The organism is Methylobacter psychrophilus, from assembly GCF_025583945.1.
In the GTDB taxonomy this organism is placed as follows: domain Bacteria; phylum Pseudomonadota; class Gammaproteobacteria; order Methylococcales; family Methylomonadaceae; genus Methylobacter_C; species Methylobacter_C psychrophilus.
On record NZ_JAOEGU010000002.1, the window covers coordinates 66,352 to 84,918 of the forward strand.

An 18,567-nucleotide genomic window follows, 5' to 3' on the forward strand; every position below is an offset into this window, starting at 1 on the left:
GCTCAGCGAACAGTTTAGGTCAATAGTATTGGGCTTAACCTTCTTGCCCATCACTTCGTGCGCTGGTTAAAATGGGTGCATAGACAAACATAAACAAAGAAAAAGCCGCCAGCCAGGATAGCGTTGAGCCATAAATAATCAGGTTGTACCAGTTGGGTAATGCGAGCGGTAACAACACCCTGAGCAAGGCGGCGACATTAATTAATACAAATCCGACAGCCATGGCATTTGATACTCTGAGAGCACGGCCGGTATGGCCTAACGATACTCTGGCCATCATTCCCAACGTTAATACACCGATGCCGCCAAGAGTAAACGCATGCAGGGCCAACGAGGGTAATACCCAGGAATAGGCAGACAGTGCGGTTAATATAAAGCCCAGTATAATCCAGGCATAACCGGTATAAAGTATCCATAACAATGGTACATACCAGATACGTTGGACATACCAGCCAGCGAGTCTTGCACTATTGACTGCCACAGCGAAAATGGCTGTTAGTGCTAAAAACATGCCTGAAACCGCTGATAGCTGCAAAGCAAAAACAGCGAGGGCAGAGCCAATGGATAAAGCATCCAGTAACGGATTTTTTATGATCAGCGTGCCATGTAAACCGCGTTCGGTAAAAAACGGAAATACCCTGCCGGCAATGACCAGAATCATGATGATGATAATGGCAACGACCAGTTGAATGCCGATCCATGCAGTGTTTTGGCATAATCCCAGCATTTGGGCATGTATCAAAGCATTACCCAAAGTTAATAGCAATAACAGGCCGATAAAAACCAGGCTTTTGAAATGTCTGGACTGAATAATGGGTTTGCTGATTTGATAAGCCAGAACGGGCAGAAAAGCAAAATCAATCAAGGCAATAAAAGCATCCGGCAATAAACCGGCATAAAAGGGCAATATCCGGCCATACAGCCATAGCAAAGCCAAGCCCGCTAATTTATCGCCCGTTAACGTGGGTTTGCCTGTCCAGTTTTTAACGGCGGTTAATAAAAATCCGGCAATAACGGCAACGGAATAACCCAGCAGCATTTCATGGGCATGCCAATAACTGCTGGAAAAATAATTTTCAGCGCTTAAGGTGCCTTTAAAAATAGCATTCCAAAGCACGATTAAAATAAGTGCCGATGATCCGGCCAAGGCAAAGAAAACTCTAAATCCCAAGCCTAGAAGAGGGGTGTCAAAAATTTTATGTGTATTCATAGGGTTGTATTTTCCAGCCAATCCAGCTCAGCATTTGAGAAGCCTGCAATTATACGCATTTCTCTGTTAAAAGGGCCTTTTGGCTTGCCGCCCTTATAATATTGTTTTATTAACTGACGATATTTAGCTTCAGGTTCAAGTCCTTGTTGCTCGCAAACCCATTTAAACCAGTATGATCCACGTTCTACATGACCTACCTCATCGGTTAAAATACGGTTTAATAGGGCGACGCTGGCATTATCACCCAAGTGCGTAAATTTGGTGATGACAGCAGGCGTGACATCCAGTCCACGCGCTTCCATACACCGTGGCACCATCGCTAATCTGGCCAGTAAATCATCAGCGGTATCCGTGGCATGATCCCACAAGCCGTTATGGGCGGGTAAATCGCCATAATTAATCTGCATGGCTTGCAAATGCTTGCTGAGTAATTCAAAATGCTGTGCTTCTTCATCAGCAACACGGAGCCAATCCTGATAAAATTGATCGGGCAGGCCGCGAAAACGATAAAGCATATCCCAGGCCAGATAAATTGCTATAAATTCAACATGAGTAATGGCGTGAAAGAAGGCTGCAATACCTTCGGTACTGCCGAACTTTCGTTTGGGCATATCGCGTGGCGGCAATAATATCGGTCGGTCAGGAAACGTTATCTGTTCAATCGGCAATGCCGGTTGTTCAGATAAAAGGCTTAATTGACCGTTTTCCAGAGTTTGCCAAGCCTGATGGGTCAATGCCAGTTTTTCGTCTATAGTGGTTTGAAGTAAACACGCTTCGGCAAATTTAAATATATTTTTCATTATTGATAGATTACGGATGCATGATTAAAATTCTGGATTTCGCGTTATTGTTATTTTATTGCCTGTTTATTTACTGGCTTTCTGATCAATCCTCTCTTAAAAGTCCTTTTGATTTTGGTTTTGACTATCAAGATAAGCTTTATCACGCGGGTGCCTATTTTATTATGGGATTGTTGGCATGGCGCAGTTTTAATCATTTGATTGATTCACCTATTATACGGGCTTTATTGAGTATTGCCTTTTGCAGTTTATATGGCTTATCAGATGAATGGCATCAATCATTTGTTGTTGGACGTGAGTCGGATAGCGCTGACTGGATTGCCGATACCAGTGGCGCAATATTGGCGACATTATTACTGTATAAGCTTACGAAAATGGCTAAAATATATTCTTTACCCCTACCTTGATAGAACCCCATGGCCAAAGATATTCGCATTGAAAGATACAGCGGCGCAGCGCTGCATCGTTATATTTCCGAACTTGCGCGCTTAAGAATTGAAGTGTTTCGTGATTTTCCTTACTTGTATGACGGGGATTATGATTATGAAAAAAAATATCTGCAACTCTATATTGATATACCTGAAAGCGTTGTTGTCTTGGCATTTGATGGCGATAAAGTGGTAGGTGCTTCGACCGCCATCCCCATGCAATATGAAACCGACCCGATTAAAAAGCCTTTTCTTGAGCAGGGTTACCCGCTTGATGAAGTGTTTTATTGTAGTGAGTCGGTGTTAAATAAAAACTATCGTGGCTTGGGTTTGGGGGTGCGGTTTTTTGAGGAGAGAGAAGCACATGCCAAAGATCTGGGTGGTTTTAAAACGCTTACTTTTTGTTGCGTAGAAAGGCCTGTCGATCATCCGTGCCGTCCGGAAAATTATGTTCCATTGGATATGTTTTGGAACAAACGTGGCTATGTTAAACACCCGGAACTTAATACCACTTATCTCTGGAAGGATTTGGATGACACGCAAGAAACTGCTAAACCGATGATTTTTTGGCTTAAAGATGAACGTTAAAATTGCAGCGGCTCAGTACAATATCAGTTTTTTGGAAGATTGGGAGGCTTATCAACAAAAAATTGAACGCTGGGTTGTCGAAGCGAGGACGCAAGAGGCAAAGATTTTAGTATTCCCTGAATATTTCAGTATGGAGCTGGCATCATTATTCGGCCAAAAAGTTTATTCATCATTAAGTCAGCAGTTAGAGGCCATGCAGTCATTGCATGATAATTTTATGACGTTGTTTAGCCAGTTAGCGCAACAATATCAGTGCATTATTCAGGCCGGTACCTTTCCGGTGCGTATCGATGCTGAAATTTATAGGAACCGCGCTTATTTATTTATGCCTGACGGTCAGTTTGATTATCAGGATAAATTAATGATGACTCGTTTTGAAAATGAACAATGGTTAATTAAAGGCGGCAAGGAATTAAAGTGTTTTGATAGCCCATACGGGAAAATTGCCATTAATATTTGTTATGATAGTGAGTTTCCACTGCTGGCAAGAGCTCAGGCCGAAGCGGGATGTGTGTTGATTTTAGTACCCAGTTGTACCGATACACGGGCAGGTTACCATCGCGTTAAAATAGCTTGTCAGGCAAGGGCGCTGGAAAATCAGTGTTATGTTGTTCAAGCCTCTCTGGTAGGCGATGCGTTATGGTCCGAAGCTGTTGACGTTAATGTCGGGGCAGCGGCTATTTACACACCGGTAGACAAGGGCTTTCCGGATGATGGCGTGTTGTTGGTTGGTACCTTTAACGCAGTCCAATGGGTGATTGGCGAGATCTCACCCAATGACTGCGAAATGGTACGAAACCATGGTCAGGTTTTTAATTATAAGGATTGGCCGTTGCAAGCCTCCTTTGTTAATTAAAAACGGACTCAAAAGAAAAACCGTTGGTTTGTAAAATTTCTTTTAATTTCTTCAAGCCTTCAATTTGAATTTGCCGAACGCGCTCTCTGGTGACATCCAACTCTTGAGCTACCTGCTCAAGTGTCGCTTCTTCATAACCGCAAATACCGTAGCGTCTGCAAACTACTTCACGTTGCTTTTCAGGTAGTTCAAGCACACATTGGGTAATATTTTTTTTCATGCAGTCTTTCTGTATTTGCTCGTCATGTGCCAAAACATAAGTATCTGAAATGGAGTCAATTAAAGGATTTTCAATATTCTGGGCTCCCGGTACATCAACTGAAATCACCCGATCATTAAGTTTGAGCATCTTTTCAACTTTGTCCAGCGGTTTATTCATATAATCAGCAATGTCCTGGGCGCTGGGTTCATGCTCAAGAGTTTGTACCAAATGGCGCTGGGCCTTAAGGTAAGTATTCATTTCTTTGACAATATGAATAGGTAAACGAATGGTTCGAGTCTGATCCATAATAGCCCTTTCAATAGTTTGTCTTATCCACCATGTTGCATAAGTTGAAAATCTAAAACCTTTTTCAGGGTCGAATTTTTCAACTGCGCGGATTAATCCCAAATTACCTTCCTCAATCAAATCTAATAAAGGCAAGCCTTTATTCAGGTAACGGTAGGAAATTTTTACGACCAGGCGCAGGTTACTTTCAATCATAATCTTACGGGCAACCTGATCTCCTTGCAGGGCTCGGGTGCCATAGATTTTTTCCTGGTCGGCTGTCAATAGCTTGGATTGACTAAGTTCATTCAAATAGGTTCGGGTTGCATCAAATTCACTGTTATTACTGGTTTTAGCCGATAGTGTTCCTTGCTTTTTAGGTATAACGTCTGCTATGTCGTCATCATCAAGATCTTCGTCGTCAAAAGACAAATCGCCATGGTACAAAATAGCTGTTTGATCGTGTGCTTGGTCTAATGCTTCATTCATCATATTAACTTCCTGGTTGATTAGCTTAGGAAATGCGCATTAAGTATCATGATCACTTTAAAACCGATGTGTTTCATCCTGAGAGTAGCCTAAGGATGACATTATCGAAGCATAAATTAGCCGATATTTTAGAGCGTATGGTCTTATTGCTTCATTTAACACATCAATTGCGTTGATGATGATTTTTCCATGGATTACCCGGCATCACAATAGGTACAACTACTTAGGTATTATTACTTAAGTAATTATACTTATTGACGTGGTGTTAATAGCATGAGTGTTATTTTCGAGGTAAGAGGCTTAGCGGGTCTACAGGTTTGCCGTTTTTTCTTATTTCAAAATGCAAAGATGAGTGCTTGATTCCGGCCTTACCCACCTCTGCAATAATTTGTCCCTTCTGTATATATTGTCCTTCCTTGACCAAGAGCTGGCTATTATTGGCATAAGCGCTTAAATAAACAGCATTGTGTTTGATAATCAGTAATTGACCGAAGCCAATCAGGCCTTGCCCGCCATACACAACGGTTCCGGCTTCAGTCGCTTTTACCGGTTGTTGCTGCTTGCCTGCTATATCAATGCCTTTATTATGAGAGGGAGAAAAACTTTTTAAAACCTTGCCTTTAATGGGCCAGCCAAAGCTTAGCGTGGCATTTTTTTTATCGTTGATTGAGGTAATTGTTTTTTTTTGTGAAGCTTTCTTTTTTTTTACAGTGTCGAGTTTAGCGGGCTGTTTTTTAGTGGAAATGCTCTTTTTGGTATTTTTTAATCCTGCCGATAGAGTTGCTGGATGTGCTTTTTTGTTCCAGAGGGTCGGTTGTTGAAAGTTATGGCGGGAACCTGAATCGCTAGAATTAGTGGGCCATTGATAGGCCGTTGACTGGTGTTTTTTTATAGCATTGGTAGTAATAAAGTGACTTTTATTTAAAGGCTGATTGCCGGGTAAAAAAACTTGTCTATCTTCGAAAGATTCATTGTTATTAGTCATTACCGGGGCGTAATAACCTTCTGTTGTACAGGCAGTTAATACAGCAAATACTATCAGGATGACAATAAAATGGAGTTTTGAATAGCAGAAATACATGGATTATTTTTTTTTCAATAAAATCTTTTTGGCTAAATTTATTTTCGCAGCCAAATAATCGGAGCCGCCACGGTCAGGATGTATTTTTTGCATTAACTTACGGTGAGCGAGAATGATGTCTTGCTCCGATGCGCCGGGTTTTAAGCCCAAGACTTCATAAGCCTCTTCAATAGACATTTTTCCTTTCGCACTGGCATCACCCTGCTGTTGTGATGAGTTTTGTTTTGAGCCGGAAAATTCTTGCCATAACCGTTGCAATTGGGGTGCATAGTGCAGTAATGCCGGCATCAATCTGAACAGATAAGCAACAGCCAAACCCAGCAACGCAAATAGCCAATTTAAGCGTCCGGTTGCCGTTAAATAAAGTAATGCCACACCAATGATACCCAACAATGAAATTCTGGCATATTTTGCCAGTACGGAGGGTGAAGCTTTTAGAAATGCACGCAAGCCAAAAAAGGCAATGATCACCAGTAACAGAATTAAATAAATTCGAATCAATTTTTTCTCCAGGATTAATGATCCTTTCTCAATAATACCTTAGAATAAGGCATTCCACGATAACAGTCTGATGAATTGAATGCCATGCAAAATGCTCATGTCCCCATATTAGGTTTTGCTGCTTTTAGCGGCACGGGTAAAACGACGTTACTGACACAAATAATCCCGATTTTAAAACAGCATGGCTTGCGTATCGGTTTAATTAAACACAGTCATCATAGCTTTCAAATAGATCAGCCAGGAAAAGACAGCTTCCGCTTACGAGAAGCAGGGGCTTCACCTGTTATGCTGGTATCAACGCATCGTCGTGCAATGATTACTGAAATTACCCCGGAACAAGAACCCCGCTTGGATGACCAGTTAAAATTATTTGATCAATCTGCACTGGATCTGATTCTTGTCGAAGGTTTTAAAGCCGAGCAATTTCCTAAAATTGAATTGCATCGACCTTCTCTTAACAAGTCGTTGCTTTACCCTAATGATCCAAACATTATTGCTATTGCTTCTGATGAGGTACTGGAAATACCGGACACTCTGACCCGGTTGGACATCAATCGGCCTGAAATGATAGCCGATTTTATTTTACAGCAATTTATGGGGCATTTATGATTGACTTATGCAGTCAGGAGCCAAAACCTCTACTCTCCGTTGATGCGGCCTTGGCAAGAATTAAAGCGGCTTTGCAGTCTGTGGAAGGATCAGAAAATGTTTTTTTAAAAAATGCCTTGGGGCGGGTGCTATCAGAATCCGTTTGTTCACCGATCAATATTCCTCATGACAGAAATTCCGCCATGGATGGATATGCTTTTTCCAGTCAGGATGCTCACCATGAACAACCTTTTACCCTGACTTTAGCCGGAACATCATGGGCAGGTCGTCCTTTTAAGGGACCTTTACCGGCAGGACACTGTATCCGGATTTTTACCGGTGCAGTATTGCCTGATGAAGCCGACTCAGTGGTGATGCAAGAACAGGTTTTTGTTAAAGGACAAGTGATACATTTTTTAGCGAAGGCACGTTTGCGACAAAATATCAGAGAGATCGGCGAAGATATCGAGCAGGGTAGTTTATTGTGTGCCGCTCCCAAAAAGTTGAATGCGATTGATCTTGGATTATTGGCTTCAGCGGGTATTGATCAATTGGTCGTGAAGCGGCCTGTCAAGATAGCCTTTTTTTCTACCGGAGATGAGTTAACGGCATTAGGCCTGCCATTGGCATCGGGACAAATATACGACAGCAACCGTTATACGTTAAGTGGGTTATTAACCGATGCCAGTTACTGTGTCACGGATATGGGAGTGATTGCTGACAATAAACAGTTACTGGAAGAGCGTTTTATTGACGCTGCAAAAAACCATGATGTGGTTATTACTACTGGAGGTGCATCGGTAGGTGAGGCTGATTATGTGAAAGAAATACTTGAACGTTGTGGCGAAGTGAATTTTTGGAAAATCGCCATAAAGCCGGGCAAACCTTTGGCTTTCGGAAAAATAGGTGGCTGTCATTTTTTTGGGCTACCCGGTAATCCTGTGGCGGTTATTGTCACTTTTCAACACTTGGTAGTGCCGGCGCTCAAACAGTTATCCGGTGTGTCTGTTTCAAAACCTTGGCAATTAACAGCAACGTGTACGTCAAAACTAAAAAAGGCTCCCGGACGACAGGAATACCAGCGGGGAATATTAAGCCAAGATCAATACGGTGAATTTTTTGTGGCATCATCGGGAAAGCAGGGTTCAAATATACTTAGTTCGATGAGTCAAGCCAACTGTTACATGGTTTTACCCACTGAATGCAAGGGCGTTGAAATAGGTGACAAAGTAAAAGTTGAGCTGATACGGGATGCTGAAATTATTTAGCTGATAAATTGATGGTTATAGGATTGCCATCAGTCGTTTATGTTAGAGTCAACGTGTTAGAATATTTTTGTGATTCGATTGGCCTTAATACGGTATTAAGGCTTTTGAGATCATTCCTTACTTGGGTGATTTCCTGCGAAAAATAGATTTCAACGTGAGGGTCTTTTTATTCATTTCCTGCGTTGTTAAAATAGTTATGTAGCCTGTTACGCAGCTTTTTTGCAGTCTGGTTGTGAACAAAAATCCTGCATCACCGGGGTATATTTATTTTTGGAGGTCACCTTAAGTTTTATATAGACAATCACTTTAGCCGTTTGGCAAAAGTATTAATTAAACTGTGGAGATAATTATGCATAATGTCACGTTGATAAAGGGTGATGGTATCGGACCTTCGATTATAGATGAGGCCGTAAAAATTATTGATGCGTCAGGCGTAAAAATTCACTGGGAAGAAGCGTATGCCGGAATGGCTGCTTTTGAAAAATTTGGCACGCCGCTACCTGATGAAACCCTGGCATCGTTTGACAGAACCCGCTTGGCCTTTAAAGGGCCGTTGACGACTGTTGTGGGAACGGGGTTTAGAAGTATTAATGTGGCTTTGCGGCAGAAATACGAACTGTATGCGAATGTCCGTCCGGCTAAAAGTTGGCCGGGCATAAAAACGCGTTATGAAGATGTAGATATTGTCATTGTCAGGGAAAATACCGAAGGCCTGTATTGCGGACTTGAGCATTATCTTACTCCTAAAAAAGATATCGCTGAAAGTCTGGCCGTAGTCACCCGAGTGGCTTCAGAGCGGATTATCGATTATGCTTTTAAATATGCACGGGATAATAATCGACAAAAAGTCACCGTTTGTCATAAGGCCAATATTTTAAAATATACCCAAGGCTTGTTTCTGGATATTGCCAGAGAAACGGCGGCGCGTTATCCCGATATTCAGTTCGACGAAAAAATCGTTGATGCCGCTTGTATGCACATGGTTATGAATCCGCAGCAGTTTGATGTTGTTGTGACGACTAATATGTTTGGTGATATTTTATCGGATTTGACGGCCGGTCTGGTCGGTGGACTGGGCTTGATTCCGGGTGCCAACATTGGTGCTGACGCGGCACTATTTGAAGCAGTGCATGGAAGCGCGCCGGATATAACCGGAAAAAATCTGGCCAATCCGATTGCCGTTATTATGGCAGGCGTGATGATGTTGAATCATCTGGGCGAAACCCAGGCTGCAGCACGCATTAAAAATGCGGTTGAAAAAGTGGTTAATGAAGGCAAGTTTGTTACCCAAGACCTTAATCCGCAATCAAAATGTGGAACGACCGAAATGGGTAATGCCATTTTGGACGCCATGCGATAATCACCATAAGTATAAATCGTAATGTATAGATTCTTGGGGTCGTCATCGTCTTGACGATCCCAAGAATCGATTGTTTTTGCCTTGAAAGTCTATTGTGTGAAAAATATTTAGCCGTGCGGCGTAAATTAGATCATTCTTTGAGAGGCTTCGCCACAGGGTTTATTCGCTTAAAAAGGCAACAAGATTTGCTCGATTTATTTTTTTTGCAAGTCCCGGATTGACTATCAAGTACAAAAATTTTCCGGGTTACGTTATCCATCGCTACTGCCGATGGCTTGTTTTCAGGTATAATTTGAAACATTTTTAACTTGGAACACGAAGGCGTTATGTCAAAAATCAACAAAGTTGTACTGGCTTATTCTGGAGGTTTGGATACTTCCGTTATTCTTAAGTGGTTACAGGATGTTTATGCCTGTGAGGTTGTCACTTTTACGGCAGATTTAGGGCAGGGCGAAGAAGTTGAACCAGCACGCGCAAAAGCCAAGGCTGCCGGTATAAAAGATATTTTTATTGAAGATTTACGCGAAGAATTTGCACGTGATTATGTTTTCCCCATGTTCCGTGCCAATACCATTTATGAAGGCGAATACTTGCTGGGTACGGCAATTGCACGGCCTTTAATTGCCAAACGCTTGATTGAAATCGCCAATGAAACGGGTGCTACTGCCATTTCTCATGGCGCGACCGGTAAAGGCAACGATCAGGTGCGTTTTGAGTTGGGTGCTTATGCCTTGCGTCCTGATATACAAGTTATTGCGCCGTGGCGTGAATGGGATTTAAACTCCAGACAAAGTCTGCTGGCTTATGCTGAAAAACATGGCATTTCTGTAGAGCAGAAAAAAGGCAAAACCTCGCCTTATTCAATGGATGCCAATTTACTACATATCTCTTATGAAGGTCGTATTCTGGAAAATCCCTGGACAGAACCCGAAGAAGATATGTGGCGCTGGACAGTTTCACCGGAAGCTGCACCTGATACAGCAACCTATATTGAACTAACTTACCAACAAGGCGATATTGTTGCCATTGATGATGTGGCTTGTTCACCGGCGACGGTTCTGGAAAAATTAAACAAAATTGCAGGTGACAATGGTATCGGTCGCCTGGATATTGTTGAAAATCGCTATGTGGGCATGAAGTCACGCGGCTGTTATGAGACACCTGCCGGTACGGTCATGTTAAAAGCTCATCGTGCGATTGAGTCATTAACTTTGGACAGGGAAGTAGCGCATTTAAAAGATGAGTTAATGCCACGTTACGCATCATTAATCTATAACGGTTATTGGTGGAGTCCTGAGCGCCTTATGTTACAAACCATGATTAATGCGTCGCAAGAAACCGTGAATGGTAAAGTCAGACTTAAACTATATAAAGGTAATGTCGTGGTGGTTGGCAGAGCTTCTGATACCGACAGTTTATTTGATGAAAGTATTGCCACTTTTGAAGATGATGGTGGAGCTTATAATCAAAAAGATGCCGAGGGTTTTATCAAATTAAATGCGCTAAGAATGCGTATAGCAGCCGCTAAACGCTTGCGTTAATTTGATCTACAGAAAAAAGCAATTTTAGGCTATCCATTTAAAACGGGACGAATTTACAGGTACCATCCCTTGAAGGGATGTTATCTGTCCCGGCTTAAGCTGGTCGTGCCAATTTATGTAGTCATATTTCAGGTAGCCGGAATGGTTGTTTTATTGCCATTGAGGCTATAAAAATAATAATAATCCAGCCGGGATATTGGTTGTTACCTGGTTTGAGAGGAAGTAAATAATGAGCAAGTTACACGAGACGAAATCAGATATTGTGGTTCTGCAAAGAATACCTTCTCATCAAGGCTTGATGAATGTGAATCGATGGTTAATGGCAATGGTTTTTTTCTTGATGACCGTTATTGTTATCACCGGTTTTTTCTTCCTTCCTGCCAATGACCTTACCCGTTTTAAAAAGGCTGAAGTGACTGTTACTGAAATGAATCCTGTGTTATCTGCTGAAGTTAATACCTTGAAAGGGCAGTTTGTTGGCTTGGTTAGTGGTTCAATTGAAAGTAAATTAAGAGCATTGGAACAAAGTATTCAACTTGGCTCGGTTGCCAGTTCCTTGGGTACGATTGAAGACTTAAAGAATGATATTAAAGTCCTGCGCTCTTACTCAGAGCCTGTTAAAAAACTGAAAGCGACAACTATTCCTAATGAGCAATTAATGCAGGAAATGTCCGAGTTAAAGCGTCTTGTTTATCTGACCATTGCTTCTTGTGGGCTGATGCTGGCGGCAGTTGGTGGTATCTGGTTTAAAAATCGTTATCGCCTGCCTTATAAAGCAACTATCAAACATTATTTAGGTAAAAAGTAATGCCGGGAAATCCTCTTTGGTAGCCCTGAAATTATATTCGCCCATAAAAAAGCCGCCCCAATCATCGACCGGGGCGGCTTTTTTGTATTGCTTTACTGTATATTACTTACTGCTGATATAAGCATATAAGGCATCAACAGCTTGATCTTCGCCGTATCCTGCTTTTACAACAGCTTTGTTTTTCATGATTTCTTCGATAGCTTTTGGCATGCCGCCTTTGCCTTCTTTCAGAACTTTTTCAAATGACGCTCTGTCCAAAGTACCCGCTTTAATGTTGGCGCTTAACTGTGGGTTTGAAGCGATATCGTGGCAAGTACCGCAACCACGGCCAAAAGCACGGTCATAAATTTTTTGACCAATTTCAAGTTGTTCGTCAGCCAATGCTGATCCACTTAAAGCGATTAAAACGATACCTGCTAATGTACCTAATGATTTTTTCATAGTGACCTCTGATGGTGTGGAAACCAAGAGATCAGCTGATCTCTTGGTCAGGAAATTATTATATTTGATTAAAATTTAATCTAACTAAGCATAGGGAATTTAACCGAATAATTCAATCTTTTATTTCCTTGAAACGGTATTTTCGATCTTTCTTAAAGAATAATATGTGTATCTTATGAATAATTTTTGGCATTTCAAAATACTAATCAGTAGATTTTATAATTTGTCTTTTTTTAAAATAGTTTTTTGTTATTGCTATTCAATTCAATCAGGCCGACATAGGTATTAGTCATTGCCCCGTTTAAAAATTAACGACGTATTTATACCGCCAAAAGCAAAATTATTACTCATAACATACTTGCAATTTAACAGCCGAATCTTGTCCTTAATATAATCCAATGGTGCACAAGCAGGATCTATGTTTTCAAGATTGGCAGTGGCATGAAACCAGCCTTCATTCATCATGTTGATTGCAACCCATGCTTCCAGTGCTCCGCATGCTCCCAGCGTATGACCGGTAAAGCTTTTTAGCGAACTGATGGGGGTATTGGCACCAAATACGGCTGCCGTAGCATGACTTTCTGCAACATCGCCATGCACGGTCGCTGTGCCGTGAGCACTGATATAGCCGATAGCTGATGCATCCAGCTGAGCGTCCTGCAAAGCCAGGCTTATTACGGTTTCCATGCTGTGTTGGTCCGGCTGGGTTACATGCAGGCCGTCTGAATTGGTTCCGAAACCGATTAGTTCGGCATGAATATGAGCGCCACGGGCCAGCGCATGTTCGCGTTCTTCAAGAATCAGCGTTCCTGCACCTTCGCCTATGACCAAGCCATCGCGATCACGGTCAAACGGTCTTGGACTTTTTTCCGGTGTATCGTTACGAATACTGGTGGCAAACAGGGTATCGAATACGGCAGCTTCAGCGGCAGAAAGTTCTTCGGCACCACCAGCCACCATTAATTTCTGGTAGCCATGTTTAATGGCTTCGTAGGCATAACCTATACCTTGGCTGCTTGAAGTACAGGCACTGGATGTGGTGTAAATCCTACCGTTAATACCGAAAAAAAGACCGATATTAACGGGTGTTGTATGGGCCATCATCCTTATATAGGACGTTGCATTAAGGCCGTTGACCGTGTGGTTGAGCAGCATGTTGCCAAATTCCGCCAAGGCCTCAAAGCTGCCTGCACAACTGCCATAGGCTATGCCCGTTTGCCCGTTATTAAGGCAAGGATCATTTAACAAACCGGCATCGATCAGCGCCAGTTCTGTCGCATAAGTCGCCATTAGCGCGATACGGCCCATGCTCCGGATTTTTTTTCTGGAATAATGTGCCGGCTTGATAAAATCAACAGGTGCACCTAAACGGGTATTAAGGCCGATATAGTTTTCCCATTCCGGCATAAATTGAATGCCGTTAGACTGTATTTTCAGTTGTGCTGCAACTTGTTGCCAGTCGTTGCCGATTGGTGAAAGGCCGGCCATTCCGGTCACGACCACACGCTTTAACATAAACCACCATTGACTGATATTACTTGTCGGGTGATGTAACCGGCATCTTCTGACATTAAAAAAGCGACTGCGGCGGCAACTTCTTTAGGATTACCAATTCTGCGTGCCGGTATCATTTTTTTGATTTCATCCAGTGGCAGTTCATTAATCATGTCCGTTGCAATTAATCCCGGCGCTACACAGTTGACGGTAATTTCGCGTTTCGCCAGTTCCAGAGCCAGTGCTTTGGTGGCGCCAATAATACCTGCTTTTGCTGCGCTGTAATTAACCTGGCCACGGTTACCAATAATACCGGAAACTGACGACAAGGTGACGATACGCCCAGGCTGCCGCCTTCTGATCATCGGCATAATGACCGGCTGCAATACGTTATAGAAACTGTCAAGGTTGGTGTGTATCACACTGTCCCATTCTTCTCCGGTCAGTGCCGGAAAGGCATTGTCGGCGGTAATGCCGGCATTGCAGACCACGCCATAATAAGCTCCGTAAATGTCAATATCCTGATTGATTTGTTCGGCGCATTGGCTACGGTTGGCAATATCGAATGGTAATAATCTTGCTGATTGTCCTAGCTGTTCAATTTCGGCGATCACATTTTCTGCTTGTGCTTGTTGGCTACGGTAATGGATCACCAAATCAAAGCCCTGTTTGGCCAGATATAACGCAATAGCTTTACCTATACCTCGACTGGAACCGGTGACTAAAATTGTTTTTTTCATGATCCGGTTTTTTGCCTGGTTTCTATGAGAGGTTGATAAACATTGAGGTTTGCACTGATTTCAATGCCGATTCCATGGATTTTACAATCAAAAACCCCGAGTTTTTCGTCTTGTATAATACTCTTTATCTGTATTGTCAACGTAGAGCCAACGTTAACACTGTCGACATTGCTGGTATAAAGACGTGTGCCAAGTAAAAACCCCAGTTTTATTGGTTCTCCTGACTGTTTCGACTTGATGCCTCCATAAGCGGCTACTGCTTGTGCCATATATTCGATACCTACCCATGCCGGTACCGTTTTATGGTTACCGAACAGGCCGTCATCACGAACAACCAACTCGGCCGATAGCGTGTATTCATCATAGTCAATAATTCGATCCAACAATACCATGGAGCCGCTATGCGGGATAAGTTCCGCAATATCAGTACAATCTATCAAGCTAAAGCTCCTCAGGATTTGATTAATTTCTCTACTTATATGGGCATTTTATAACTATACAGTAACCCGGTTACGATTAGGTATCTTCCAATAAGTTATTGTTTGGGTATATTAGTAACTTCCTATGTAGATGATCTGCCAAGTATAACAAATACTTGGCGTACAGTAGTTTTTGGTATTCAAAAACCAGTAAAGTCTTATGTTCTTGCGATGATAATAGACAAATTGTTGCCGCCAAACGCGAAGGAATTGCTTTGGCAGACATTAATACTACGCTCCAGCTTATCGCCTTTTTTAACCAGATTTAGCGGTGCCAAGCCCTTATCAGACTCATCATCGTTAATATTGGGAATTAATGCCCCCTGTTCATTTTCAGCCAGTAGCATCCAACAAAAACCCAACTCCAAAGCGGCGGCCGCCCCCAAGGTATGACCGGTCATGCCTTTACTGGAACTGGCTGCAACTTTGGAACCGAATATTGCATTGGCGGCTTTGCTTTCCATCCTGTCGTTTAACACGGTAGCCGTACCATGTAAATTAAGGTAATCGACCTCATTTGGCTGCTTTCCGGCATCGTTCAAGGCCTTCTTGATAGCGGTAATGACAGCCGTGCCGGTCGGGTCGGGTGCGGAAAAATGATAGGCGTCGCTACTGGCTCCTATACCCAGTAATGCTACCGGCCCTGGTTCTTTGCTCAGGACAAAAAGACTTGCCGCTTCGCCGATATTAATGCCGTTGCGATGTTTGCCAAACGGTTTGCAGTAGCCTGTGCTGAGAGATTCAAGCGCGGCAAAGCCGTTAATAGTCAGATTACATAAGCTATCGGCGCCACCGACAATGACAGCGTCGCATAAATCAAGATTAATCAGGCGACGAGCCGAAGCAAAAGCCTTGCCGCTGGATGAACAGGCTGTGGAAATGGTGTAAGCGGGGCCGGTCAAGCCCAAATAGGCGCCAAGGAAATCGGCACCTGCACCCATTTGTTGTTGTTTATAATGGAAATTGTCCGGTAATGATGCGTGTTCAGCCAGATAAGCTAATGCCAGTTCAGTGCTTCTGACGCCGGATGTGCTTGTGCCCAGTACAATACCGATGCGGTTGGAACCAAATTTAGCTGTCACCTTGTCTACGGTCGCTCTGATCTGGTTTAACGCCGCCAGTAACAACTGGTTATTCCTGCACTGATAAATAGAGTATTGGGGATCTATTTCAGGCAGTTCATCTGTGCACTGTCCGACGATGGTTGCAGGTCCGAAGGCATCTGTTGCGATTAAGCCGGAACGATCGCCGGCCAACAAGCGTTTTAAGACTTCGGGCCTGGAATTTCCGGCCGCGCATAACAAGCCTAAATCATTCAGGTAAAGACTCATAATTAACCGTTTTAATGTGCAAATAGTAGTTGTAGTGATGGTTGGTTACCTTCACTTCTTTAGCCCATAGGCTGTGAGGCTGTAAATAATCAACGTCAACGCGTAGTTCATTGTGGTAATACAAGCGCCGATGTTGGCTATCAGCTTCCAGGCGCCAATAGCGAGGCAATATTTTTTGTAATTCGGCCTGTGGCCAGTAAACCAGTTGCAGATCTTTGATGATAAGTTCGGGGGAAAAACTATCCGGCAATAGCGGGCTTTTATTCAGCGTTAACGATTTGCCGTCATAGTTTAAATTGAACAGGCTGAGGCCTTCGTTACTTAATCCCGCTATCGCAACGTGTTTACTATCAAGCTCCAGTACGCAAATTAGTGTTTCCTGCCGACCTGGCCAGGATGCCGTTATTTGTTGCATAACACGCCTGGCAGGGCTTATAGGTGATGCCATGGGTATTGATTTAGCTGATTCAGACTCTTCTGGATGGGTTAATAATGCACAACTGCTTAGGCAGGCCAGGATTATTAAAGCTATTGGCAGTTGTTTAAAAATGTCACGAATCCAATCAAACTTTATTCGAAATAAAGGCGGTGTGAAAATGCGAAAAAACCAAGTGACTATAAAGCCCATGAATTTTTTGAGTTCTTGCGTAATGCCTTTATGGATAGTGGTAGTCGTTTTTAAACGGCTTTTTAATTCGCGCGGCATAACTCGACCAGTGTATCCAGTCTGGAACGGGCGTTTTTTACATAAGGATTAGCGTCATCCCAAGCATAGCCTGCGAGTATTGAACAAATCATCGTTTTGATTTTTGGTTGCTGTTTTTGGTGAAAAATCACATCCTGAAAACGCCCGTCGTACCAGGCATCGACAAACACCCGAAAAGTATCAACACCGCGTTGCAACGGGATGGCATAGTCGGTGTTCCAGTCCACGGCTTCCTGTTTAAATTGTCTATCCAGAACAGCCGCCGCCAGACTTGCTGATTTCATTGCAATCGTTACACCGGATGAAAATACCGGATCCAGAAATTCACCGGCATTGCCAAGCAGGGCGTAGCCTTTACCATACAAACTTTTTACATTAGCTGCATAGCCGGTAATAGTATTGATCTTTTCATCAAATACGGCATTTTTTAGTAATGCACGCAAGCTTTCATCCTGGTTGATGATGTCTTGCAGGGCAGTATCGTTACAATCCCATGACTGATAAAAATCAGCTTGTGCGACAACACCAACACTGCTGCGGCCATTGCTGAATGGAATTAACCATAGCCAAACATCTTTATGCGCGGGATGAACGGTAATCCGTATCTTGTTTCTGTCAAACTGCGCATCATCAATACGATCTTCAATATGCCCAAACAAGGCTTTTCTGACCGGAAAACCGGATGGCGATTCCAGATCCAGCAAACGCGGCAATATACGTCCGAAACCACTGGCATCGAGGACAAAATCAGTCTCATAGGTTGTTACCTCACCAGATAAATCACGTACGTCAAGTTTTGGTTTGTCGCCTGAAAAATCAACGGCAGTTACCTCTGTCTGCCAGCGTATATCAACGCCCATTCGAACGGCTTCATTGGCAAGTATTTCATCAAATCGGCCACGTTGAACCTGGAATGTAGTGCCAATACCAGCGGTAAATTTGTCTTCAAAATTAAACTCCGTGTGCTGGTCTTTGTAAGCAAAGAATGCACCATTTTTAAACTGAAAACCGGCATTAACAACGGCATCCATCATACCAGCCTGCTGGATGAATTCCATGCATTGCGGCAGCAGGCTTTCGCCTATGCTGAAGCGTGGAAATTGCTGACGCTCGAGAATGGTGACCTGATGGCCGCTGTTATGTAATAATGCTCCGGCGATACTGCCCGAAGGCCCTGCGCCGATGATAATAACTTTACACATTTGACTGGTTCCGTTTATTGTTGTGGCCTGCTTAAGAGCATACTAAAAACAGGGCCAAGTAGGTTGGCAATGAATAGTCATTGTGATTGCTTTAAAATTCTGGCGTTATGATCCATGAAATTATTTTGTGGGATTTTACAGGCTTATCGTTGATGAATGTTATGGTATT

Annotated in this window: 20 protein-coding genes; 8 read left to right on the forward strand and 12 right to left on the reverse strand. The window is 42.9% G+C overall.

The window, feature by feature from the left end:
- Positions 1–34: 34 nt before the first annotated feature.
- On the reverse strand, positions 35–1,210 hold the full coding sequence (locus N7974_RS01360) for an NnrS family protein (RefSeq protein ID WP_262963916.1): 1,176 nt from the start codon (positions 1,208–1,210) through the stop codon (positions 35–37).
- Positions 1,207–2,010 (reverse strand): ferritin-like domain-containing protein, encoded by an 804-nt coding sequence (locus tag N7974_RS01365; protein WP_262963917.1) that lies wholly within the window; start codon positions 2,008–2,010, stop codon positions 1,207–1,209. Before N7974_RS01365 ends, N7974_RS01360 begins: the two co-directional genes overlap by 4 nt.
- Before the next feature lie 20 nt (positions 2,011–2,030).
- Here N7974_RS01365 and N7974_RS01370 point away from each other — a divergent pair, with 20 nt between their 5' ends.
- The 3 genes from N7974_RS01370 to N7974_RS01380 are packed head-to-tail and all read left to right on the forward strand — an operon-like array spanning position 2,031 to position 3,882.
- Positions 2,031–2,417: a VanZ family protein gene (locus tag N7974_RS01370; RefSeq protein WP_262963918.1), complete on the forward strand. Its 387-nt coding sequence runs from the start codon at positions 2,031–2,033 to the stop codon at positions 2,415–2,417.
- 9 nt (positions 2,418–2,426) lie between these two features.
- The gene (locus N7974_RS01375; protein ID WP_262963919.1) at positions 2,427–3,026 is read left to right on the forward strand and encodes a GNAT family N-acetyltransferase; all 600 of its coding nucleotides are present in this window, start codon (positions 2,427–2,429) and stop codon (positions 3,024–3,026) included.
- Positions 3,016–3,882 (forward strand): carbon-nitrogen hydrolase family protein, encoded by an 867-nt coding sequence (locus tag N7974_RS01380; RefSeq protein WP_262963920.1) that lies wholly within the window; start codon positions 3,016–3,018, stop codon positions 3,880–3,882. The genes N7974_RS01375 and N7974_RS01380 overlap by 11 nt, the downstream gene beginning before the upstream one ends.
- On the opposite strand, the gene rpoS is transcribed toward N7974_RS01380, so the two are convergent.
- From rpoS to N7974_RS01395, 3 genes are all read right to left on the reverse strand, one after another.
- A complete protein-coding gene (gene rpoS, locus N7974_RS01385) occupies positions 3,875–4,861 on the reverse strand; it encodes an RNA polymerase sigma factor RpoS (protein WP_262963921.1) in 987 nt (328 codons plus the stop codon). The two genes, N7974_RS01380 and rpoS, sit on opposite strands and share 8 nt — an antisense overlap.
- Before the next feature lie 277 nt (positions 4,862–5,138).
- Positions 5,139–5,843 carry a peptidoglycan DD-metalloendopeptidase family protein gene (locus N7974_RS01390; protein WP_262963922.1) on the reverse strand — a complete coding sequence of 235 codons (705 nt, stop codon included), beginning with the start codon at positions 5,841–5,843 and terminating at the stop codon, positions 5,139–5,141.
- 99 nt (positions 5,844–5,942) lie between these two features.
- Complete coding sequence (locus N7974_RS01395; protein WP_262963923.1) at positions 5,943–6,440, reverse strand: DnaJ domain-containing protein; 498 nt, start codon at positions 6,438–6,440, stop codon at positions 5,943–5,945.
- Between the two features lie 84 nt (positions 6,441–6,524).
- On the opposite strand from N7974_RS01395, the gene mobB reads away from it, so the two are divergent.
- The 5 genes from mobB to N7974_RS01420 all read left to right on the forward strand — a co-directional run bounded on the left by mobB (position 6,525) and on the right by N7974_RS01420 (position 12,005).
- Positions 6,525–7,049 (forward strand): molybdopterin-guanine dinucleotide biosynthesis protein B, encoded by a 525-nt coding sequence (gene mobB, locus N7974_RS01400; RefSeq protein ID WP_262963924.1) that lies wholly within the window; start codon positions 6,525–6,527, stop codon positions 7,047–7,049.
- Positions 7,046–8,296, forward strand: coding sequence for a molybdopterin molybdotransferase MoeA (gene moeA / locus N7974_RS01405; RefSeq protein WP_262963925.1), 1,251 nt, complete (start codon positions 7,046–7,048; stop codon positions 8,294–8,296). Before mobB ends, moeA begins: the two co-directional genes overlap by 4 nt.
- 349 nt (positions 8,297–8,645) lie before the next feature.
- Positions 8,646–9,656 (forward strand): isocitrate/isopropylmalate dehydrogenase family protein, encoded by a 1,011-nt coding sequence (locus N7974_RS01410; protein WP_262963926.1) that lies wholly within the window; start codon positions 8,646–8,648, stop codon positions 9,654–9,656.
- A gap of 326 nt (positions 9,657–9,982) precedes the next feature.
- On the forward strand, positions 9,983–11,197 hold the full coding sequence (locus tag N7974_RS01415; protein WP_262963927.1) for an argininosuccinate synthase: 1,215 nt from the start codon (positions 9,983–9,985) through the stop codon (positions 11,195–11,197).
- 229 nt (positions 11,198–11,426) lie between these two features.
- The gene (locus N7974_RS01420) at positions 11,427–12,005 is read left to right on the forward strand and encodes a hypothetical protein (RefSeq protein ID WP_262963928.1); all 579 of its coding nucleotides are present in this window, start codon (positions 11,427–11,429) and stop codon (positions 12,003–12,005) included.
- 102 nt (positions 12,006–12,107) lie between these two features.
- Here N7974_RS01420 and N7974_RS01425 read toward each other — a convergent pair whose 3' ends face one another.
- The 7 genes from N7974_RS01425 to N7974_RS01455 form a co-directional block, all read right to left on the reverse strand.
- Positions 12,108–12,446, reverse strand: coding sequence for a c-type cytochrome (locus tag N7974_RS01425; protein ID WP_262963929.1), 339 nt, complete (start codon positions 12,444–12,446; stop codon positions 12,108–12,110).
- A gap of 285 nt (positions 12,447–12,731) precedes the next feature.
- Positions 12,732–13,961, reverse strand: a complete 1,230-nt coding sequence (locus tag N7974_RS01430) for a beta-ketoacyl-ACP synthase (RefSeq protein ID WP_262963930.1) — start codon at positions 13,959–13,961, stop codon at positions 12,732–12,734.
- Positions 13,955–14,680 carry a 3-oxoacyl-ACP reductase FabG gene (gene fabG, locus N7974_RS01435; RefSeq protein ID WP_262963931.1) on the reverse strand — a complete coding sequence of 242 codons (726 nt, stop codon included), beginning with the start codon at positions 14,678–14,680 and terminating at the stop codon, positions 13,955–13,957. The genes N7974_RS01430 and fabG overlap by 7 nt, the downstream gene beginning before the upstream one ends.
- Positions 14,677–15,120: a hotdog family protein gene (locus tag N7974_RS01440; protein ID WP_262963932.1), complete on the reverse strand. Its 444-nt coding sequence runs from the start codon at positions 15,118–15,120 to the stop codon at positions 14,677–14,679. Before N7974_RS01440 ends, fabG begins: the two co-directional genes overlap by 4 nt.
- A gap of 197 nt (positions 15,121–15,317) precedes the next feature.
- Positions 15,318–16,490 carry a beta-ketoacyl-[acyl-carrier-protein] synthase family protein gene (locus N7974_RS01445; RefSeq protein ID WP_262963933.1) on the reverse strand — a complete coding sequence of 391 codons (1,173 nt, stop codon included), beginning with the start codon at positions 16,488–16,490 and terminating at the stop codon, positions 15,318–15,320.
- The gene (locus N7974_RS01450) at positions 16,471–17,196 is read right to left on the reverse strand and encodes a DUF3261 domain-containing protein (protein ID WP_262963934.1); all 726 of its coding nucleotides are present in this window, start codon (positions 17,194–17,196) and stop codon (positions 16,471–16,473) included. The genes N7974_RS01445 and N7974_RS01450 overlap by 20 nt, the downstream gene beginning before the upstream one ends.
- Positions 17,181–18,398 (reverse strand): NAD(P)/FAD-dependent oxidoreductase, encoded by a 1,218-nt coding sequence (locus tag N7974_RS01455; RefSeq protein ID WP_262963935.1) that lies wholly within the window; start codon positions 18,396–18,398, stop codon positions 17,181–17,183. The genes N7974_RS01450 and N7974_RS01455 overlap by 16 nt, the downstream gene beginning before the upstream one ends.
- Between the last annotated feature and the right edge of the window lie 169 nt (positions 18,399–18,567).